Below are 18645 nucleotides of genomic sequence, written 5' to 3'. Positions count from 1 at the left end.
GCTGGCAGGCGTCAACGGCGTTTTTCGTGCTCGCCGGGCGGTCAGACGCGACGGAAGGTGTACCCGGGCTCCGTGACCACATGCGCGCCGAAGGTGCTGTCGTAGTAGAACGAACCCAGGTGGCGTCGGCCGCCCGCGTACACGTCGACCTTCTCACCGCTGCCCCGACCGAAGTGGGTCGTCACGCACTTGCCCGGTTCGGCGAGGGGAGATGCGGCGCCACCGCGATCGGGGAACACCACGTAGGAGGAGTACCCGCCCCTGGAGCAGACCGTGACGGTTCCGGGCGCGTCGGCGTGGGCGACGCCGGTCGGGGCGAGGGTGAGCGCCGCGACGAGGGCGAGGGCGCTGGTGCTCCAGCGGCGGCTGAGCTGCTTCATCGGTGTCCTTTCGGGATGGTGCCGTTCCTGGGAGCAGCAAAGCGAGATCGCCGTCCCCGCAACAAGGTCGCGCCGCGCGGTCTGCCCGTTCGGCGGGGCCTGCCGTGCCCGCTCGCACCGCCGTGCCAAAATGATCAAGTGGCGTTTGACGTGCAGACGGCCGTGGTCGTCGCCCTCCTCCTCAGCTCCGGCATCGCACTCGGAACCCTGCTGTCGCGGTGGAAGACGCGGCAGGACGTCGCCGTGCTGGAACGCCAGATCAACGTCCACCTGGAACTGACCGGGCGGCAGCACCGGGCGTTCCTCGACGCGGTGCGGGAGCAGGACAGCCGCCGCGACCTCCGCGAGGTCTACGACGACCTGGCGCGCTGGACGCACGTGCTGGAGCGGACCGTCGAAGAGGTCTGGAGCGCCTGCCAGACCGCCGACGAGCAGCTGCGCAAGCGCGCGCTGGTGACGGTCGAGGACTGGGTGTGGGGCGGCGGCCAGGTGCCCGCGGAGCACGTCGCCGCCAGCCTGTGCTGGAGCGGCGACGTCCACCAGCGGGTGCGCGAGTTCAAGGCGAAGTCCTTCGACTTCATGTTCGCCGCGCGCACCGTGCTCAAGCACGACCAGCGCCTGGGGCTGGACTCCACGCCGCGCGACACCAACGTCTACGAGCCGTACCTGGACACGCTGAGCGCACTGGACAAGGTGCGCTCGTGCGCTCGCGCCGAACTCGGCGTCGGTCAGTAGGACAGCCCCCAGATCGCCGAGTGCCGCGAGGTCTGCCCACAAGGCAGACACGGGGCGTCTGTGCCGAGACGGGTCGGCAGGCAGCGGATGGTCACGCCGAGCGCCTTGAGCCCGGTCTCGCAGTCCGGCGAGCCGCACCAGCCCGCGAGGACGAATCCGGCCCTGTCCTGCTTGAAGAACACCTCGGCCTCGGCGCGGGTGGTGATGTCGCGGCGGATGTTCTCGTCGAGCCGCCGCTGAGCTTGCGCGAGAAGCTTGTCCTGCAACGACTCCAGCTCCGCGGCGGCGGTGGCGACGAACTCCGCGAACGGCTTCCGCAGCTGTTCGGCGGGGGAGAAGCGGTTGCGGTAGCTGACCACGCTCGCCGCCGCGTCCCGCGCGCCGACCTCGACCAGCAGCGGCGCGCCGCGCTTGATCCACTGCCACTTCTTGTCCGAGGGCCGGGTCGCGCGCTCGTCGACGTGCACGCGCAGCGGCCCGAACCTGGTGGCGTGGCGCCGAAGGTCCGTCGCGATCTCGCGCGCGTAGTCCAGGACCTCCGCGTCGACGTCCTCCCCGCGCAGCATCGGCACGATGACGACCTGGTGCGGCGCGACCGCGGGCGGCACGCACAGCCCGTCGTCGTCGCCGTGGGTCAGCACCAGCGCCCCGACCAACCGCGTGGAGGCGCCCCAGGACGTGGTGCAGGCGTGCTTGCGCGCGCCGTCGACGTCGGTGAACTCGATCCCGGCTGAGCGGGCGAAGTTCTGCCCGAGGTAGTGCGAGGTCCCGGCCTGCACCGCCTTGCCGTCCTGCATCATCGCCTCGATGGTGAAGGTCTGCTCCGCCCCGGGGAAGCGCTCGGTCGGCGACTTCTCCCCGGCCACCACCGGCATCGCCAGCCAGTCCCGGGCGAAGCTCTCGTAGACCCGGTGCATCTCCAGGGTCTCGGCCACCGCCTCGGCCTCGTCGGCGTGCGCGGTGTGCCCCTCCTGCCACAGGAACTCCGTGGTGCGCAGCAGCACCCGGGGGCGCATCTCCCAGCGCACCACGTTCGCCCACTGGTTGAGCTTCAGCGGCAGGTCCCGGTAGGACTGCACCCACTCGGCCATCGTCTCGCCGATGATCGTCTCCGAGGTGGGCCGGACCACCAGCGGTTCCTCGAACGGGGCCGCGGGCACCAGCTTGCCGTCGCGCTTCTCCAGCCGGTGGTGGGTCACCACCGCCATCTCCTTGGCGAAGCCCTCGACGTGCTCGGCCTCCTTCTGGATGTAGGACAACGGGATGAACAGCGGGAAGTAGACGTTGTCGTGCCCGCGCTCCTTGATCATCCGGTCCAGCTCGCGCTGCATCAGCTCCCAGACGCCCCAGCCCCACGGTTTGATCACCATGCAGCCGCGCACGTGCGACATCGACGCCAGGTCGGCGGCGCGCACGACCTCCTGGTACCACGACGGGAAGTTCTCGGCCCGTCGCGGTGAGATCGCGGTTCTGGTCGTGGACACTGCGCCTCCCGTGGGGGTCGAGTACATGTGGTGCGGCGCCGCGATTCTCACAGCGCGCCCCCGGCGCCGCACCCCGATTTCAGTCCTTGCGCGGGTGCGCCTCCGCCACGGTGATCATGGCCTTGGCCGCGCGCTCGGCCGCGGCGGCGGTGTGCCTGCCCAGGCCGCACGCGCACGCGACGCCGACGGACTTGCGCTTGGCCGCGGTCTCGAACAGGTGCAGCGCGCCCACCGACGCCAGCGCGTCGGACTCGGCCACCACACCCGCGATGAGCCTGTTCCAGGACGGGGACAAGCCGCGCAACGGTGCGTAGAACGCCTCGTCCAACGACGGCGGGTGCGCGCCGAAGGCGATCGGGATGTGCACCGGCGGCACGGCGACCTGCCTGCGGGTCAGCTCACGGCCGAGCTTGTTGAGGTAGGTCACCGTCCACGACAGGTCCTTCGGCACGAAGATCTCTGTGTTGTTGTAGTTGCCGTAGCACAGGTGCAGGATCACCTTGGCCTGCTGGGGGAAGCGCGCCAGCATCTTCGCGATGTACTTGGTGTGCAAGGACGAGGACAGGCCGGGCCCGCCCGGGAAGATCCGCGCCTTCCACATGCCGATCAGCGCGGACGGGAACTCGACGTGCCACAGCACGTCCTCGCCGCGCGCCTCGGTGACCCTGGTGACGTAGTCGACGATGGCGTCGGTGTAGACCGGCATGTACTTCAACGCCAGCCGCACCTCCGACAGCGCCGGGATCGCGTTCTGGAAGCTGGGGCCGACGAAGGTGAACAGCGACAGGTCGATCGGGCTCGGCACCGGCAGCAGTAACCGCGTGTCGCCCAGCCCCAACGCCTTGAACGCGTCCACCTTGGCGATCGTCGCGTCCACGTCGCCGTGCGAGACGTGCTCCGGCTTCAGCACGGCGCCCTTGCGCACGCGGTAGCCGCGCATGTCGTCGTAGTCGGCGTACTCGCCGGGAACGGTCACCTCGAACACGTCGCGGTGCTCGGCGAGCCCCAGCAGGTAGTCGATCACCCATCGCGGGTCCTGCCGCGCGGGCACCGCGGTGACCGGCCGCCCCTCGGCGTGGTCGAGGAACCAGCGCGAGACCTCGGCGTCGGTGGTGGTCAGCTCGGGCGGCAGGCTGCCGCAGAAGTGCAGCTGTCGGGACATGGTGGGGAGCCTCCTCGTGTGGGTGGCCGAGTTTCCTGCAGGGATCGGTACCGCTTCATCCCGACACGCCGATCGCGTTCGCCCGGACTAGGCTCCCGCGAATGACGACGGCAGGACCGGCCGCGGTGCAGTTGAACGGCTACGGTGGCCCGGAAGTGTTGGAACTGCGGGAAGTCCGGCTCGGCGCGGTCCCGGAGGGCGAGGTCCGGATCGCCACGATCGCGGCCCCGGTCAACCGCGCCGACGTGGAGATCCGCCGCGGGCACTGGCCGGTCCAGCGCGCCGATCCGTTCCCCTACACCCCGGGGCTCGAAGTCCTCGGCGAGGTCGTGCAGACCGGTCCGGGTGTGCACTGGCCGCCGGTGGGGCAGCGCGTGATCACCATGATGCAGCGGCTCGGCGGCGTCCACGGCGAGCGGCCCGGCTGCTACGCCACGCACGTCACCGTGCGCGCGGAGTCCGTCGCTGCCGTGCCCGCGGAGCTGGACCCGTACGCCGTCGCCGCGGTCGGCCTCGCCGGGGTGACGGCCTACGAGGGGTTGCGGCGCCTGGAGATCCGCCCGGGCCACACCGTCGTGGTGCACGGCGCGTCCGGCGGGGTCGGCTCGGTCGCGGTGCGGATGGCCGAGGCCATGGGCGCCGAGGTGATCGGCACCAGCTCGCGCTCGCCGGCCGAGCGCTCCCTGCTCGACGAGCTGGGGCCGCGCAGCGTGGACGGGGTGCTGGAGACCCTGGGGGAGCGCACTTTCGCCGACTCCGTCGCGGTGCTGCGCCGGGGTGGCAGGCTGTGCCTGGTCGGCGCGCTCACCGGGCCGGAGCTGGGCCTGTCCGCGTGGGACCTGATCCAGGAGCTGGTGCTGACCGGCTACAGCACGGAGAACCTGACCGGCGACGACCTGCGCGAGGACATCGCGATGATCTGCGGCTGGCTGCGCGACGGGACGCTGACCCCGCCGCCGTACCAGGTGGTTCCCCTGGCGGAGGCGGCGCGGGCGCATCGGCTGCTGGAGGCGGGCGGGCATTCCGGTCGCGTGCTGCTCGTGCCCTAGAGCGCGGCGGCGATCGCGGCCACGTGCCGCACGTCGGTGCCGCAACAGCCGCCGAGGACGTTCAGGTTCGGCAGTGCCTTCCGCAGCCGGACGTAGTCGTCGGCCAGTTCCGCCGGGTCGCCCGCGTCCAGTTCGACTGCTTCGTCCAGCTCCGCGTGGCTGCGCCGGGAGGCGTTGGCGCGCACACCCCGCACCCGCGCGGTCCACTCGCCGTCCAACCGGCCGGCGAAGTGGTCGGGGTGCGCGCAGTTGATCATGAAGTAGTCGGGCGGGGTGTCCGCGTCCACCGCCGCGATCGCGTCGGCCAGCGCCGTGCCGTCCGGCAGGTTCCCGTCGGTCTCCACGGTGAACGACACCACCGACGGCAAGCCGGCCCGCTCGGCGGCGCGCGCGATGCCCAGGCCCTCCGCGACCGTGGTCATGGTCATCGCGGTGACCAGGTCCGCTCCGGCCGCGGCGAACGCGTCGACCTGGGCCTGGTGGTAGGCCCGCGCGTGGTCGGCGGTCATCGCCGCCTCCGGCCGGTAGCCGTCGCCGCGCGGGCCCACGCAGCCGCTCAGCAGCATCTCCGTGCCCTCGAAGGCTTCGCACACGTCGGCCAGCAGCTCCACCGCGTTGCGGTTCGCCGTGGCCAGCGCGCCGGCGTCGTAGCCGAGGCGCGCGCCCCAGTCGGGGTTGGCCCGCCACGTCGGCGCCTCCAGCACGAAGCCGACTCCGGCCCGGCGGGCGACGGCGATGTGCCGGATGAAGTACGCGCGCAGCCGCTGCCGCCCCTCGGCGGTGCCCAGCAGCGGGAAGGCGGCGAAGTCGGGCAGGTCCACGCCCTCGTTGAAGATGAGGTCGGTTTCCAGGCCCGAGTCGGTGAGGAAGATCTTGTCCTGGAGTAGCGGGCGCGGTGCCATGGGGAGACCACCTCCGTTGCGTCAACGGATGAGTATCGACCCCCGGGGCCGCCGACAGAACTACTCGATCGGTTCACTCGCCCCGCATCGACCGGCGAATCTCCTCGAGGCGGTCCCGCCCGGCGCGCTCCCGCTCGGCGAACTGCTGTTCCACGTCGGCGGCGTCGCCGGCCACCGCGTCCAGTTCGGTCGCGCCCGCCGCCGTGGCCGCCCGCCCTTCGATGCGGTCGCGCACGTAGTCAAACGTCGGCACGCCACCCTCGTCGTAGTCGAACTGCGGCGTCACCGGCGGCGGCGGGGTGACGTCGACGATCTCGCCCTCGAGGGGTTTCGGCTCGTTCATGCCCCCATTGTGCCCGCGGTTCAGCGCGGCGGCGGGCTCCACGCGACCCGGTTCGGCAGCAGGTCGAACCGCTCGCCCTCGGTGGAGCGCAGTTCGACCCCGGTGCAGTTGGCCACCGTGTTGCCGTCGTGGAAACCGCGGAAGCCGAGCATGGCGCGCCGGTCGATCGTGCCGGGCTGGTCCAGCAGCACCCACATCACGCACTTGATGAACACCTCGTGGGTGAACACGATGATCGGCCCCGGCCCGTTCTTGCCGAGGCGCACCAGGAAGGTCCGCACGCGCCCGACGAGGTCGGTGAAGGATTCGGCCCCGCCCTCCCGCAGTTCGGGGTCGGCGCGGTTCCAGTAGGCCTGCACGTACGGCCTGCGTTCCTGGACCGTGGTGGAGCGACCTTCGAGGCTGCCGAGGTAGGTGAACTCCTGCACCGGCCACACTTCGCGCGGCGTGTCCGGGAAGCGCTCCGCCGCGGGCTGCGCGGTCTGCCGGGCGCGCCGGTACGGCGAGGTGACGATCAGCTCCGGCGGTACCGGCATCGCCCGCGCCAGCTGCACCGCCTGCCGGTGGCCGATCGCGGTCAGCGGTGTCTCGCCCGGGGAGGAGCTGGGTCCGCCCACATTGGACTCGCTCTCCCCGTGCCGGATCAACCACACCCTCAGCTCGGCCACCCCCCGACGCTGGCACACCGCGACCGGCGGTCCAAGACAAGATCGCTGAAGATCACCGGTAATGCTGCATGTGGCGCAGCCCCTGACTGCTGTCGGCGCACATCGACCCGCTGACAATCCTGAGGGGTCAGAAGGGCGCCGGGTCGGCGACGGGTTCGGGCCCGGTGCGGTAGTTCCGCCCGGACGGCGTGGTCCACTCGTGCCACCCGTCCGGGAGGTTGCGGCAGGACCACGTGGTCTCGGTCTTCATCCGGTGGTGGTGTCGGCACTTGGGCCGGAGGTTGTCGGCAGTGGTGTTGGTGCCGTCGAACGGGCAGCAGTGGTCGATGTCGCAGCGGTGCGCGGGCTGGCGGCACCCGACCGCCGTGCACGTCGGGTAGCGGGCCCACACGAGGTCGCGGAGCGCGGCGGGTGGCCGGTAGCTCCGGGCGCTCACGTCGACGGCGGTGCCGTCCACCGGGTTGGTGAGGATGCGCTTCCACACCCCGTCCGCGGCCAGTTCGCGGGGGAGGTGAGCGGGCAGCGGCCCGTATCCGGCCAGCACCGCCGGGGTCTGGTCCAGCCCCAGCGCGGTGGTCGCGGGCATGGTCACGTTCACCCGGGTCTCGCCCTGCGGCGCGCCCGTGTCCCGGCCGAGCAACAGGTCGACCGCCACGTCCGCGCGCTTCTGGTCCATCGTGCGCCCGTCGCCCGGCAGCCCGCGCGCGATCCGGTCGACCCGGTCCCAGACCTGCACGCCTTCCACGGCGGTCAGGCAGAGCCGGACGTCGCACATCGCGTCCTCCTGCGGCAGCTTCTCCACGCGGCGGGTCTTGCGCTTCTCCTCGTGCCGGGCTTTCGCCGCCTCGGGGTCGAGCTTGATGACCAGCTTCTGTCCCTTGGCCCTGGTTTCGCCGTAGGTGTGGGTCAGCGCGAACTCCAGCAGTTCGGCTTCGGCGATCGCGGCCGCCGATGCCGACAGGCGCATGACCAGCCCGGCGATCAGCAACGCCTTGCTCTGGTCGATCGCTCCGGCGAGCAAAGCGTTCAGCGTCGCGGGCCGCTCGCGGAGCACTTCGGCGTTGTTCGCCAGAGTGGCCGCCGCGCGGTGGGAGATCGACAGCAACGGACCGATCTCGTCGGCGGCGTAGGGGTAGAGCGACGCGGGGAGGGTGTCGAGGTAGTCCCCGACCCGCTGCGCGAGCACGGCTTGGGCGCGCGCCACCTCGCGGAAGGCGTCCGCCACATCATCAAGCTCATCACGCATGCCTCGATTGTAGTCGGCCCACAACGCGCCTTTTCCCTTATAGGCCAACGCAGAGGTCACACGTTCGAGGGTTCACGTACCGTGTCCAGGTCGGATTTTCCTTTGTCCTGCAACAAGATCAGGGAATTCACCCCACAAGGGCAAGGCCAAGTGTCGTGCCGGCCAAGCCCCGACAAGGGCACGCCCCACAGGTCGACCGCCAGGCGCCGTACCAACCGAACCCCAGAGCAACTCCTGCCCAGGTCCTTGCCAAGACACGCACCCCCAACGCACCCGCAAGCCGCGGTATCAGCCAAACCCCGCCCTGGCGCGCCCCCCAAGCACCCCCCAACGCACCCGAGCCTCCCAAGGCCGCAGAACCCCCTGCTTAAGCGAATCTTTGCCGCCACTGGCTAGCTTTCCTGGCATGCGCACACTCGCTGTCGTCCTTGCCGTTCTGATGAGCGCGACCACGGTGCTGCCCGCCCAGGCCGCGCCTGTGATGTCGCGGTTCGTCGTCGCGATCGGTGGGCTGAACACGGCATCGTCGGCGAACTGGGTCCGGCTGGCGAACTACTCGCTCACCGCGTCCGGAACGGTCAGCGAGTCCCACTTCCACTGGAGCCAGAAGGACCGCGTCAAGCGCAGCTACACCGGGGTGACCGGCAAGAACTGCGTGGCGCGCGCGTGCCAGGTGCAGACCGCCAACGGGTTCCAGGCGGGTTCGCCGCCGCGGAAGCTCAGCGGCAAGTACACGCTCAACGGCTCCGTCCTGCGCGTCACGTGGGACTCCGCGGGCTGGGAGGAGTGGACCGTCAGCCAGCCGATCGCGGGCAAGCTCACCAAACTCTCCTTCCGCGCCAGCTCGTTCAAGGCCACGCACGGCTACGGCTACGGCAGTGACGCGAAGTGGGACCAGCGGGCGTCCATGGCGAAGATCGCCGCCGCCGACCACAACGCCTTCGAGCACCAGTACCACCTCTGGAAGACCGACGCGGGCAAGCCCTACCTCGACCAGGGCTCGGGCAGTCCGTTCTGGCAGCGGGACTGGAAGACCTGCGCGAGTTCTCGTTGCCTCGGCGGCAAAACGCCGACCACGCAGTACTACCTGTCGACCGCCAACGCCACCGCGAACGACCGCAGGGACACCATCTGGCACTGGCGCACCGCGCTGGCTGACGGCCGCGGCGAGCACTGCTACACCGGGAACTCCCATGTGAAGCCGTTGATGCAGATCATCGACAGCGACGGGAACTTCCACGGCTGGGTCGGCGTCGAGGCTTCGCTGAACCAGACCTCGCCCGCGCAGGGCACCGACGCCGACGACATCGGGGTGTTCCGGATCAGCCGCTACTGAGGGCCCTGCCCAGTCCTGCGCTCAACAGGTCGAAGCCCTGCCCCGCGGCGTCCACGGCCGCGGGGTAGGCCTCGTCCGCGCTCGTGCCGTCCGCGATGAGCCGCTGGTTGTCCTCGGCGAGCAACCATTGGACAGCCATGATCTGCGCGGCGGCGAGCCGGGCGTTGAGCCCCGGAAGGTGAGGCCGCAACGCGTCGGCGAGTGCGACCTCCGAAGCCTCGCGGTAGCGCAGCATGCCCGCCGCCAGCGACGGCGTGCCCATGATCAGCCGGTACAGCGCGACTGCCGCGGGCACGTCGCACAGCCCGGTGATCGGGTCGCGGCGGTCCAAGCCGTCCATGAAGTGAGCGCGCAGCGCGTCCAGCGGCGCGTCCGGGTGGTCCCGCACGATCCGCGCGCTCTCCGTCCGGTGGTCGGCGATCCGGTGCAGGACCAGGTCCTCCTTGGCGGGGAAGTAGGCGAACAGCGTGCGCCGCGAGACCTCGGCGGCCTGGGCGATCCGGGAGATCGACACCTGGTCGAAGCCGTGCTCGAAGAACAGCTCCAGCGCCGCGTTCGAGATGGCCTCACGCGTGCGGTGTTTCTTCCGTTCCCGCAGACCGGTCCGCTCGTCCACGGGCCAAGGCTAGCGAACTCCTGCACTCAGGTCTATATTGCACTGAGTCTACTTTTGCGCTGAGGGGAGTTTTGTGGACGTCATCGTGGCGGGGGCCGGTCCGGCGGGGTTGACGCTGGCCCACGAGCTGGCGCTGGGCGGTGCCGAGGTCGTGGTGGTCGAGCGGCTGACCGAGCGCGTGGAACAGACCAAAGGCGGCGCGATCCAGCCGCGCACCGCCGAGCTGCTGGACGCGCGGGGCCTGCTCGACCCGATCATCGAGCGGGCGCACGCTCGGCCGACGGTCGGCGGTCACTTCGCCGGTCTGCCGGTGGAACTCGACTGCACTCCTTGGAACACGCGGAATCCCTATCCGATCGGCATTCCGCAGTGGAGGATCGAGGAGGTCCTGGAGAACGCGGCCATCGCGCGCGGCGCACAGGTGTTGCGTGGCCGCGAGATCACCGCCGTCTCGCAGGACGCTGACGGAGTCGCGGTGGCGGCGGACGGGGAGCTGCGCGCGCGGTACCTGGTCGCCTGCGACGGCGCGCACAGCACCGTGCGCAAGCTGCTCGGCCTGCCTTTCCCCGGCCGCTCCGGCACTTTCAAGTCCGTGCTCGCCGACATCCGGCTGTCCTCCGTCTCCGAGCTCGTCCCGAAGGCGGCCGGGCACATGAGCACGTTGACGCGAGAAGTCGAGCAGTACTGGGGAATGCTCGTCCCGACCGGCGGCGACAAGTACCGGTTCACCTTCGGCAAGCTCGACGAGGTCGACACCGCCGAGTCCGACGAGGCGATCCAGCAGGCGCTCACCGCGCTCTACGGTCCGACTGTGCTCGCTGAAGTCCTCACCCGCTCCCGTTTCGGCGACTCCACCCGGCAGCTGGAGCAGTACCGCCACGGCCGCGTGCTGTTCGCCGGTGACGCCGCGCACGTCCACTCACCCCTCGGCGGCCAGGGGCTCAACCTCGGTGTGCAGGAAGCGATCAACCTCGGGTGGAAGCTGGCCGCGACCATCGCCGGGTGGGCGCCCGAGGGACTGCTCGACACCTACCACGCCGAGCGGCACCCCAAGGCGGCCCGCGTGCTGCACCACACGTCCGCGCAACGGGTTCTGGCCACGCCCAAGCCCTCCGAGGACGTCCTCGCGCTGCGCGAGATCTTCGCCGACATGCTGAGCCTGCCGGACACCAACCGCTTCATCGCGGGCATGATGTCCGGTCTGGACGACGAGACCCGCGTGCCGGATTTCGACCTGGTGACCGCCGGAGGCCCCACGCGGCTCGCCGAGCTGCTGCGCCCCGGGCGCGGTGTGCTCGTCGACCTGACCGGCTCCGCGCACCTGCCCGAGGAGTGGGCCGACCGCGTGGACCTGGTGCGCGGCAAGGCATCCCAGGACTTCGACGCGATCCTGCTCCGCCCGGACGGCGCGGCGTGCTGGCGAGGCGAAGGCCCCCTCGAACCAGCACTCCGCGCCACCTTCGGCTAGCGGGTCGGCGGTTCACCGCTGACGGGGCGGTGGCCGCTGAAGCGGGAGGTCAGCACGCCGGAGCCACCGGAGAGCCCCGGCAGCACGCGGTGGAACTCGCGCAGCCGAGCCGAGGGGATGACCGCCTCGACCAGCGCGGAACCGTTGCGCACCAACGGTGTCTCCGGCAGGCCGTCGAGCCGGATGAGCGCGTTGAGCACGCTGCTCAGCGCCTCCTCCGGCACCTCCAGCTCAACCTCGTCCCATGGCTGGCACACCACGGTTCCCGCTTCCGCCAACGCGTCCGCGAGCACGAGCGGCGTGAGACCACGGAAGTCGGCGGCCACGCTGACCGGGCTGCAGAAGCCGCTGTGCGTGAGCGTGACGTCACAATCGACCACCTGCCAGCCGTGAACGCCTTCGCGGAGCTCCTCATGCGCCGTCTCCTCGATCGCTGTCAGGAACGCGGCGGGCAACGAGCCGCGTTCGACCTCCAAACGGAACGTCACGCCTGAGGAGCCGGGCTCGACGCGGAGACCGATCGTCGCCCAGTGCATGACGGGGGTGGTGTCGCCGATGCTCTGCACCGCGTGGCCGACACCCGCCACGCGCTCGACGCAGATCACTCGCGGCGCGGAGAACACCGCCGCTATCCCGAATTCCTCCTCCAACCGCGCGGCGATCACCTCGCGCTGCACCTCGCCGTAGAGGGAGACGACGAGGCTCCCCGGGGACGAGCGCCGCACGTCGATCAGCGGGTCCTGATCGGCCAGCTGGCTGAGCGCGGTGAACAACGCGGTCGGATCGTCCGCTGTCACAACGGTTTCCAAGGTCGGTGGACTGAACCGCGCCGGGGTTCGGGACGCGCCTGCCGAGCCGAGGCGGTCACCGATGCGCAACGGGAGTCCGCCGATGCGCGCGATGCCACCCGACGGCACCCTCGTCCGCTCACCGGAGACGTCCAGGACCATCGTCGCGACTCCGGAGCCGGAGTCGAAGGTCACCTCGTCGCGTGCTGCCAGTGATCCGGAGAACAAGCGAGCCACGGCCAGCCGCTGCCGCCCGTGCTCGACCGCGAACACGACGCCGTCCAGCGGTCCGTCCGGAACGGCTTCGACCGAGGGCAGGAGCTCCGCGATCCCCTTGAGCAGGGCGGAGATCCCCACGCCGGTGATGGCCGATCCGAAGAGGACCGGGTGCGCGAGCCCGGCCCGGGACTGCGCCCGCAGCTCCTCCCGCAGCAGGTTCTCGTCTACCTGTCCATCCACATAGGACTCAAGAACGGCGTCGCTGTGCTCGGCGAGCAGTGCGGCGTCCGGGGCGATCTCGACGACGTCCGCCGCGCGACTGCCCAGGTCCACGGGGCGGTTCAGCGGGATCGCGGTGTCGCTGAGCAGACGGCGGATGTCCGCCAGCAGCTCGGTGTGCCGGGCGCCGACACGGTCGATCTTGTTGACGAACAGGATCGTCGGCACGCGCATCGCGCGCAGGGTGCGCATGAGCACGCGCGTGTGCGCCTGAACGCCTTCCACCGCCGAGATCACGAGGATCGCGCCGTCGAGCACACCGAGCGCGCGCTCGACCTCGGCGACGAAGTCGGTGTGGCCGGGCGTGTCGATGAGGTGCACCCGGCAGTCGGCCGTGGTGAACGCGGCGACGGCCGAGCGGATCGTGATACCCCTGCGCCGCTCCAGGTCCATGCCGTCCGTCGTGGTGCTGCCGTCGTCGACGGAGCCGAGGCGGCGGATGGCGCCGGAGGAGAACAGGAGTCGTTCGGTGAGGCTGGTCTTACCTGCGTCGACGTGGGCGACGATGCCGAGGTTGAGCATCCGCATGCGGGATGAGGTCCTTACGTGCGAGCGAGCGACAGAGGATGGGGCCTGTCGTCACTCGGCGCATGGGAACCTCCCTGGAGTCGGATGAGGGCCGGACCATAACAACAGGGCGGTCCGCGCGCAGCTGAATTACGCTGGCGCCATGCGTGAACCCCTTGTGATCGCGGTAGCCCAGCCCCAGTGCGCCTCGCACGAGGTGGCGGCGAACGCCAAGATCCACGCGGAGACCGTGCGCGCCGCGGACGCACGGGTGGTCGTCTTCCCGGAGCTCTCCCTGACCGGCTACGAACCGGAGGCCGTGGACTGCCAGCTCGACGACCCGCGCCTGGAGCCGATCGTCGAGGCGTGCGCGGAAACCGGTTCGGTGGCACTGGTCGGCGCGCCGGTGCCCGGAAGGCACATCGCCGTGCTCGCCGTCGACGGTGACGGGGTCTCCCTGGCGTACAAGAAAATCAACCTGCACGGCGTGGAACTCGACCTGTTCACGCCTGGCGAGCGGCCTGCGGTGATCACTGTCGACGGCTGGCGGCTCGGCCTGGCCATCTGCCGTGACACCGGCGTTCCCCAGCACGCCGCGGACACCGCCGCGCTGGGCATCGACGTCTACGTCGCCGGTGTCGTCGAGGACAAGCCGGACGTCGTCGCCGAGCGCGCTCAGCGCACCGCCACCACGCACGAGGTGTACGTGGCCGTGTCCAGCTTCGCCGGTCCCACCGGTGGTGGGTTCTCCGAGACCGCCGGGCGCTCCGGCATCTGGGCGCCGGACGGCACGATGATCGCCTTCGCCGGCACCGACGTCGGCGCCGTGGCCCGCGCCGAGCTCTCCTGACCGAGGTCGCGGGAGAAGCTGAGATCCTTTCCTGTTCTGCGGCCTCGTTCGAGCCGCCGGCCTGCGGTTTTGTCCTCGCGTGAATGTGCCTTCGTTGAGCCGTTTCACGTTGCTTCCGCATCGGAGGCAGGTCTAGCCTCCTCCCGAAATTCTCACCGGTGGAGGACACATGAGACCGAAGGTTTTCCGAACGTTCGCAGTGGTCTGCGCAGCGGTTGCCGGCGTTGCCGTCGCCGCCCCGGTTGCTCAGGCGGAGGCGCCGATCGGCGAGCGGTGCGGTGCGTACATCGTGCTCCAGACCAGCGGCGGTCACATGCTCAAGTACAAGAACTGCAGTGACTACGCGGTCAGGATCGAGATCGACATGCGGTACGAACCCAACCGGTTCGAGTGCATGCGGCCGTGGGAGAACAGGCTCGTCGAGTGGTACCAGATCGCGGACAACGCGTGGTACACCGACACGTTGTGCTGATGCACGCCTGAGAACTAGGGGGTGCGGACGGCCTTCATGAAGTCGCGGATGAGGCCGTGGTCCTTGGTGCCGCGGGTGAGTTCCACGCCGCTGGAGACGTCGACGCCCCAGGGGCTGACCGTGGCGACGGCCTCGGCGACGTTGGCCGGGGTCAGGCCGCCCGCGAGCATCCACCGGCCGGTCTGACCGCGCAGCGCCGACCACGCCCACTGCTCGCCCGACCCGGCGCGCGGTGAGTCCAGGATCAGCATGTCCTCGCCGAACGAGCCGACCGTGACGGGTGCCTCGGTCGAGATGGCCCGGATCAAGGTGACGCCGAGATCGGCCAGGGCCGCGAAATCCCTTGCGGTGTAAGCCGATCCGTGCAGCTGCACCCCGCCGAGCCCGGTGGCGGCGACGATCGACCGGATCTCGGCCACGGTCTGGCCGAGGAAGACGCCCACGGTCAGCGCGGAAGACGCCGGGACCAGGCGCGCGACCTCGTCGACGCTGATCTGCCGGGGGCTCTTGGCCAGTACGAAGCCCACGGCGTCGGCGCCCACGGCGACCGCGCACTCGACGTCGGCGACCGTCTTCAAGCCGCAGATCTTCACGAACATGGCACCAGTGTGCCCTGTCGCGGCGCCCGGTGAAATGCGGTTGCCGCCGACCTCACGCCTCCCGAAGATGAACGCGTTGTCCGGCAACGAAATCATCTCGGAAGGAGTGTGTTCCGCCATGCGTGTCCTCGTCCTCAACGCCGGCTACGAGCCGTTGCACACGGTCTCGGTCCCGCATGCGATCCGCATGCTCCTGCGCCGGGTCGCCGAGATCCACGAGTCGGACACCGGAGCGGGCTACGGCCTGTTCCCGCGCCCGCGCTCGGTGCGGCTGCTGCGCTACGTCGTGATGAAGTGGCGCCACTCGCAACCGCCGCGGTGGTCCCGTCGCGGGGTCCTCAAGCGCGACAACCACATCTGCGCCTACTGCGGTCGCACGGCCACCACCGTCGACCACGTCACGCCGGTCAGCCGCGGCGGCGCCCGTACCTCGTGGCTGAACACCGTCGCGGCCTGCGGCGGGACCTCGCGCAGCTGCAACGCCCGCAAGGCCGACCGGCTGCCCGAGGAGGCGGGGATGCGCCTGCGCTTCGCCCCGCGCGTGCCCTCGTGGGACGAGCTGTCACCGCTTGTGGTGCTCTAGCAGGCGCCCCAGCATCCGGGTGAGCTGCTCGCGTTCGTCCGCGGAGAGCGGGGCGAGCAGCTCGTCCTGGGCCTTGGCGAGCCGCTTGTCCAGCTTCCTCAGCTGCCGCCTGCCCGCCGCGGTGATGGTGATGACGTTGCGCCGCCGGTCCTCCGGGTCCGGCGAGCGCTCCACCAGCCCCTGCTCCGCCAGCTCGTTGAGGGCCGCGACCACGTCGCTGAGGTGGATGCCGGCGTGCCTGCCGACGGTGGCCTGGCTGGCCGGGCCGAACTCCTCCAGCGTGGCCAGCAGCCGGTAGTGGTGCCCGCGCGCGCCCGCCTCGGCCAGCCCGTCGAGCACGATGCGGTGGGTGTGCGCGGCAGTCTGCGTCAGCAACCAGCTGGGCAGGCCCATGAGCCGGGCGGGGGTCTCCTCCATGGCCGGTGATCCTAGCCGTTGACCCAGTTCGTTAGTGGGACTAACGTTAGTCGCACCAATGAACTGGAGGTCGTCATGCCCACCGTCGACGTGCTCGACTCGACCATGTACTTCGAGGACCGGGGCAGCGGTGCGCCGCACGTGTTCCTGCACGGCAACCCCGCGTCCTCGCACCTGTGGCGGAAGGTCTTACCCCTGGTCGAGGGCAGACGCCTGGCCCCGGACCTGATCGGCATGGGCCGCTCCGGCAAGCCCGGCATCCCGTACCGCTACGACGACCACGCGCGCTACCTGGACGCCTGGTTCGACGCCGTGGACCTCGACGAGGTGGTGCTCGTCGGCATCGACTGGGGCGGCTCGCTCGCGTTCGACTGGGCGGCGCGCAACCCCGCCCGCGTGCGCGGCATCGCCTTCATGGAGACGATCCTCAAGCCGATGAGCCGCGAGGAGTTCCCCGCGGCCGCATGGGACCGCTTCCAGGCGCTCAAGGACGCCGAGTTCGACCCGGCCCTGGCCCTCGGCTTCCTGGAACAGGCCCTGGCGCACACCGTGCTCACCGGCCTCTCGGCGGAGGACGCGGACGCCTACCGCGCGCCCTTCCTCGCTCCGGAGAGCCGTCGCCCGCTGCTGGAGTGGCCGCGCGCGATGCCGTTGGAGGGTCGTCCCGCCGACGTGGTCGCCCGCGTCGAGGAGTACGACAAGTGGCTCATGACCAGCACTGATGTGCCCAAGCTGCTGCTGACCTTCGACACCTCGCCGACCTTGATGGTGCGCGAGGTGCTGACGAAGTGGTGCGTGGAGCACATCGCCGCGCTGGAGACGGTGCACTGCGGCCCCGCCGGGCACCTCGCTCCGGAGGACCGGCCCGAGGCGATCGCGGCCGCGATCAACGCCTGGTCGAGGCGATACTGCGGGCATGGGGGACCTGATCGGGCGTGACCGGCCGCTGGCCGTGCTGCTGGCCGAGTCGCGCAAGGCGTTGTCCGGGCGAGGCGGCGCGTGCTTCGTGACCGGTGAGGCCGGGATCGGCAAGACCGCGCTGGTGTCCGCCGTGGTCGGTTCGGCGCGCGCCGCCGGGGCCGCGGTGGTCGTCGGCGCGTGCTGGGAGAGCGAGGAAGCGCCGGACTGCTGGCCGTGGCTCCAGGTGGTTCGGGAGCTGCGGCCACAGCACCGCTTCGCCCAGTCCGGCTTCGAGTTCTACGCGGCTTTGAGGGACAACGTGTTCCGGCTCGTCGGCGAGGTGTGGACACTGACCTTCGCCGAGCGCAGTGTCCAAGTGCCCGACAGCAAAGGACTTCGCGACCTGCACGCGCTGCTGTCCAATCCCGGCGCGGACATCTCCGCCTCGTGGTTGTTGAACCCCGACGCCCCCAAGGCCCTCGGCGCCGACGACGTGCTCGACGACGAGGCCAAGGCGCGCTACCGGCAAAGACTTGACGAACTGGAAAGTCGGATCGACGAGGAGCCGGACGCGCGGAAGGCCGCCCGGCTCGACGCAGAAAGGCAGGCGCTGCTCGACGAGCTCCGCGCCGCGGCGGGGCTCGGCGGAAGGACGCGCAGGCTCGGGGACACCGCCGAGCGCGCCAGGAAGGCGGTCGGCAACCGCGTTCGCGACGCGCTGCGGCGGCTCGACGACCGGCACCCCGCGCTCGCCGCCCACCTGCGCGGGGCCGTGGCGACCGGCAGCACCTGCCGCTACGACCCCGCGCCCGGCGTCACGTGGCGGTTGTGAACTCCCCGGCGTGCTCGGCCGCCCACTGCGCGAACGTGCGCCCGGGCCGACCGGTGACCTGGCGCACCGTCGGCTGCGGGACCATGCCCACCTCCGGCGGGTTCTTGCCGAGCGCGATGCCGAACTCCACGTCCTCCTCGGAGTAGCCGTAGGAGCGCAGTTTCGCGCGCTCCTCGTCCTCGGTCAGCAACCGCACGGTGAGCCGCTTGCCGATCGCCTCGCCCAGGACCCGCGCGCGGTCCTCGGGCGTCAACGCCTCCGGCCCGGTGATCAGGTAGTTCTGCCCCGCGTGCCCGTCCTCCGTCAGCGCCGCGACCGCGACCGCCGCGATGTCCGCCTCGTGCACCATCGCCGTCGGCCAGTCGCCGAACACCTCGATGCGGCCCGTGGCGAGGATGTTCTCCTTCCACCACAACGCGTTCGCCATGAACTCCACCGGCCGCAACCAGGTCCAGCCGAGATCGCTGGCCCGCAGCGCGCGCTCCACCGAGCTCTCCTCCCAGCCGCTGAGCACGCTGACCCGCCGCACCCCGGCCCGCCGCGCCAGCTCCACCAGCTCCGGCCCGGTCGTCAACGGCTCGTCCCCGCCGAAGGTGATCAGGTGCAGCGCGCTCACCCCCTCCAGCGCGGGCACCAGCGACTCCGGCACGGCCAGGTCCCCGCGCGCCAGCTCCACCCCGGCGGGCGCCGTGTGCCGCTCCGGGGACCTCGACAGCGCGCGCACCGGGTGCCCCGCCTCAGCGAGCTGGCGCACCACCTCGCTGCCCACCGTTCCCGTGGCTCCGGCAACCAGGATCGTCATTGCGGCCT

General features: G+C 70.8%; 21 protein-coding genes. 9 read left to right on the top strand and 12 right to left on the bottom strand.

Annotated features, from left to right (window positions below; translation table 11 throughout):
• Window positions 1-41: 41 nt before the first annotated feature.
• The gene (locus tag BLT28_RS17135; protein WP_030430373.1) at window positions 42-380 is read right to left on the bottom strand and encodes a hypothetical protein; all 339 of its coding nucleotides are present in this window, start codon (window positions 378-380) and stop codon (window positions 42-44) included.
• A 138-nt stretch (window positions 381-518) separates the two neighbouring features.
• Here BLT28_RS17135 and BLT28_RS40200 point away from each other — a divergent pair, with 138 nt between their 5' ends.
• Window positions 519-1115, top strand: coding sequence for a hypothetical protein (locus tag BLT28_RS40200; RefSeq protein WP_030430372.1), 597 nt, complete (start codon window positions 519-521; stop codon window positions 1113-1115).
• On the opposite strand, the gene proS is transcribed toward BLT28_RS40200, so the two are convergent.
• Complete coding sequence (proS, locus tag BLT28_RS17125) at window positions 1109-2599, bottom strand: proline--tRNA ligase (RefSeq protein WP_030430371.1); 1491 nt, start codon at window positions 2597-2599, stop codon at window positions 1109-1111. The genes BLT28_RS40200 and proS overlap by 7 nt on opposite strands.
• 79 nt (window positions 2600-2678) lie before the next feature.
• Window positions 2679-3761: a hypothetical protein gene (locus tag BLT28_RS17120; RefSeq protein ID WP_030430370.1), complete on the bottom strand. Its 1083-nt coding sequence runs from the start codon at window positions 3759-3761 to the stop codon at window positions 2679-2681.
• Window positions 3762-3862: 101 nt separating this feature from the next.
• Here BLT28_RS17120 and BLT28_RS17115 point away from each other — a divergent pair, with 101 nt between their 5' ends.
• A complete protein-coding gene (locus BLT28_RS17115; protein ID WP_081900391.1) occupies window positions 3863-4810 on the top strand; it encodes a quinone oxidoreductase family protein in 948 nt (315 codons plus the stop codon).
• Here BLT28_RS17115 and BLT28_RS17110 read toward each other — a convergent pair.
• The 4 genes from BLT28_RS17110 to BLT28_RS17095 form a co-directional block, all read right to left on the bottom strand.
• Entirely contained in the window at window positions 4807-5712 is a 906-nt protein-coding gene (locus tag BLT28_RS17110; RefSeq protein WP_030430368.1) for a homocysteine S-methyltransferase family protein, read from the bottom strand. The two genes, BLT28_RS17115 and BLT28_RS17110, sit on opposite strands and share 4 nt — an antisense overlap.
• 73 nt (window positions 5713-5785) lie before the next feature.
• Window positions 5786-6055, bottom strand: a complete 270-nt coding sequence (locus BLT28_RS17105; protein WP_030430367.1) for a hypothetical protein — start codon at window positions 6053-6055, stop codon at window positions 5786-5788.
• A 20-nt stretch (window positions 6056-6075) separates the two neighbouring features.
• Entirely contained in the window at window positions 6076-6723 is a 648-nt protein-coding gene (locus BLT28_RS17100; RefSeq protein ID WP_231950811.1) for a histidine phosphatase family protein, read from the bottom strand.
• Window positions 6724-6850: 127 nt separating this feature from the next.
• A complete protein-coding gene (locus BLT28_RS17095) occupies window positions 6851-7969 on the bottom strand; it encodes an HNH endonuclease signature motif containing protein (RefSeq protein ID WP_081900390.1) in 1119 nt (372 codons plus the stop codon).
• Window positions 7970-8375: 406 nt separating this feature from the next.
• Between BLT28_RS17095 and BLT28_RS17090 the strand changes: the two genes are divergently transcribed.
• On the top strand, window positions 8376-9305 hold the full coding sequence (locus BLT28_RS17090; RefSeq protein ID WP_030430364.1) for a hypothetical protein: 930 nt from the start codon (window positions 8376-8378) through the stop codon (window positions 9303-9305).
• On the opposite strand, the gene BLT28_RS17085 is transcribed toward BLT28_RS17090, so the two are convergent.
• The gene (locus BLT28_RS17085; protein ID WP_030430363.1) at window positions 9292-9921 is read right to left on the bottom strand and encodes a TetR family transcriptional regulator; all 630 of its coding nucleotides are present in this window, start codon (window positions 9919-9921) and stop codon (window positions 9292-9294) included. The genes BLT28_RS17090 and BLT28_RS17085 overlap by 14 nt on opposite strands.
• A 73-nt stretch (window positions 9922-9994) precedes the next feature.
• On the opposite strand from BLT28_RS17085, the gene BLT28_RS17080 reads away from it, so the two are divergent.
• Window positions 9995-11389: an FAD-dependent monooxygenase gene (locus BLT28_RS17080; RefSeq protein ID WP_030430362.1), complete on the top strand. Its 1395-nt coding sequence runs from the start codon at window positions 9995-9997 to the stop codon at window positions 11387-11389.
• On the opposite strand, the gene BLT28_RS17075 is transcribed toward BLT28_RS17080, so the two are convergent.
• Window positions 11386-13203, bottom strand: coding sequence for an elongation factor G (locus BLT28_RS17075; RefSeq protein WP_030430361.1), 1818 nt, complete (start codon window positions 13201-13203; stop codon window positions 11386-11388). The genes BLT28_RS17080 and BLT28_RS17075 overlap by 4 nt on opposite strands.
• A 142-nt stretch (window positions 13204-13345) precedes the next feature.
• On the opposite strand from BLT28_RS17075, the gene BLT28_RS17070 reads away from it, so the two are divergent.
• Both BLT28_RS17070 and BLT28_RS17065 read left to right on the top strand, forming a co-directional pair.
• On the top strand, window positions 13346-14032 hold the full coding sequence (locus BLT28_RS17070) for a carbon-nitrogen hydrolase family protein (protein WP_030430360.1): 687 nt from the start codon (window positions 13346-13348) through the stop codon (window positions 14030-14032).
• Window positions 14033-14201: 169 nt separating this feature from the next.
• Complete coding sequence (locus BLT28_RS17065; protein WP_156051081.1) at window positions 14202-14504, top strand: DUF6355 family natural product biosynthesis protein; 303 nt, start codon at window positions 14202-14204, stop codon at window positions 14502-14504.
• A gap of 14 nt (window positions 14505-14518) precedes the next feature.
• Here the strand turns inward: BLT28_RS17065 and BLT28_RS17060 are convergent, their stop codons facing one another.
• Window positions 14519-15103 (bottom strand): phosphoribosylanthranilate isomerase, encoded by a 585-nt coding sequence (locus tag BLT28_RS17060; protein ID WP_030430358.1) that lies wholly within the window; start codon window positions 15101-15103, stop codon window positions 14519-14521.
• Between the two features lie 118 nt (window positions 15104-15221).
• Here BLT28_RS17060 and BLT28_RS17055 point away from each other — a divergent pair, with 118 nt between their 5' ends.
• Window positions 15222-15686, top strand: coding sequence for an HNH endonuclease (locus BLT28_RS17055; RefSeq protein ID WP_030430357.1), 465 nt, complete (start codon window positions 15222-15224; stop codon window positions 15684-15686).
• Here the strand turns inward: BLT28_RS17055 and BLT28_RS17050 are convergent.
• Window positions 15666-16103, bottom strand: a complete 438-nt coding sequence (locus tag BLT28_RS17050) for a MarR family winged helix-turn-helix transcriptional regulator (RefSeq protein WP_030430356.1) — start codon at window positions 16101-16103, stop codon at window positions 15666-15668. The genes BLT28_RS17055 and BLT28_RS17050 overlap by 21 nt on opposite strands.
• A gap of 75 nt (window positions 16104-16178) precedes the next feature.
• Here BLT28_RS17050 and BLT28_RS17045 point away from each other — a divergent pair, with 75 nt between their 5' ends.
• Window positions 16179-17042, top strand: a complete 864-nt coding sequence (locus tag BLT28_RS17045) for a haloalkane dehalogenase (protein WP_030430355.1) — start codon at window positions 16179-16181, stop codon at window positions 17040-17042.
• Window positions 17020-17835: an ATP-binding protein gene (locus BLT28_RS17040; RefSeq protein ID WP_052407470.1), complete on the top strand. Its 816-nt coding sequence runs from the start codon at window positions 17020-17022 to the stop codon at window positions 17833-17835. The genes BLT28_RS17045 and BLT28_RS17040 overlap by 23 nt, the downstream gene beginning before the upstream one ends.
• Here the strand turns inward: BLT28_RS17040 and BLT28_RS17035 are convergent.
• On the bottom strand, window positions 17819-18637 hold the full coding sequence (locus tag BLT28_RS17035) for an SDR family oxidoreductase (RefSeq protein WP_030430353.1): 819 nt from the start codon (window positions 18635-18637) through the stop codon (window positions 17819-17821). The two genes, BLT28_RS17040 and BLT28_RS17035, sit on opposite strands and share 17 nt — an antisense overlap.
• Between the last annotated feature and the right edge of the window lie 8 nt (window positions 18638-18645).

Origin of the sequence: Allokutzneria albata (assembly GCF_900103775.1) — a bacterium.
In the GTDB taxonomy this organism is placed as follows: Bacteria; Actinomycetota; Actinomycetes; order Mycobacteriales; family Pseudonocardiaceae; genus Allokutzneria; species Allokutzneria albata.
This window is presented reverse-complemented; position numbering and strand designations above follow the sequence as displayed.

Excerpts from the sequence above, each read along its gene's own strand:
- BLT28_RS17135 (WP_030430373.1), bottom strand. The coding sequence starts at position 380 with ATGAAGCAGCTCAGCCGCCGCTGGAGCACCAGCGCCCTCGCCCTCGTC.
- BLT28_RS17120 (WP_030430370.1), bottom strand. The coding sequence starts at position 3,761 with ATGTCCCGACAGCTGCACTTCTGCGGCAGCCTGCCGCCCGAGCTGACC.
- BLT28_RS17115 (WP_081900391.1), top strand. The coding sequence starts at position 3,863 with ATGACGACGGCAGGACCGGCCGCGGTGCAGTTGAACGGCTACGGTGGC.
- BLT28_RS17110 (WP_030430368.1), bottom strand. The coding sequence starts at position 5,712 with ATGGCACCGCGCCCGCTACTCCAGGACAAGATCTTCCTCACCGACTCG.
- BLT28_RS17105 (WP_030430367.1), bottom strand. The coding sequence starts at position 6,055 with ATGAACGAGCCGAAACCCCTCGAGGGCGAGATCGTCGACGTCACCCCG.
- BLT28_RS17095 (WP_081900390.1), bottom strand. The coding sequence starts at position 7,969 with ATGCGTGATGAGCTTGATGATGTGGCGGACGCCTTCCGCGAGGTGGCG.
- BLT28_RS17090 (WP_030430364.1), top strand. The coding sequence starts at position 8,376 with ATGCGCACACTCGCTGTCGTCCTTGCCGTTCTGATGAGCGCGACCACG.
- BLT28_RS17075 (WP_030430361.1), bottom strand. The coding sequence starts at position 13,203 with ATGCGGATGCTCAACCTCGGCATCGTCGCCCACGTCGACGCAGGTAAG.
- BLT28_RS17070 (WP_030430360.1), top strand. The coding sequence starts at position 13,346 with ATGCGTGAACCCCTTGTGATCGCGGTAGCCCAGCCCCAGTGCGCCTCG.
- BLT28_RS17065 (WP_156051081.1), top strand. The coding sequence starts at position 14,202 with ATGAGACCGAAGGTTTTCCGAACGTTCGCAGTGGTCTGCGCAGCGGTT.
- BLT28_RS17060 (WP_030430358.1), bottom strand. The coding sequence starts at position 15,103 with ATGTTCGTGAAGATCTGCGGCTTGAAGACGGTCGCCGACGTCGAGTGC.
- BLT28_RS17055 (WP_030430357.1), top strand. The coding sequence starts at position 15,222 with ATGCGTGTCCTCGTCCTCAACGCCGGCTACGAGCCGTTGCACACGGTC.
- BLT28_RS17050 (WP_030430356.1), bottom strand. The coding sequence starts at position 16,103 with ATGGAGGAGACCCCCGCCCGGCTCATGGGCCTGCCCAGCTGGTTGCTG.
- BLT28_RS17045 (WP_030430355.1), top strand. The coding sequence starts at position 16,179 with ATGCCCACCGTCGACGTGCTCGACTCGACCATGTACTTCGAGGACCGG.
- BLT28_RS17040 (WP_052407470.1), top strand. The coding sequence starts at position 17,020 with ATGGGGGACCTGATCGGGCGTGACCGGCCGCTGGCCGTGCTGCTGGCC.
- BLT28_RS17035 (WP_030430353.1), bottom strand. The coding sequence starts at position 18,637 with ATGACGATCCTGGTTGCCGGAGCCACGGGAACGGTGGGCAGCGAGGTG.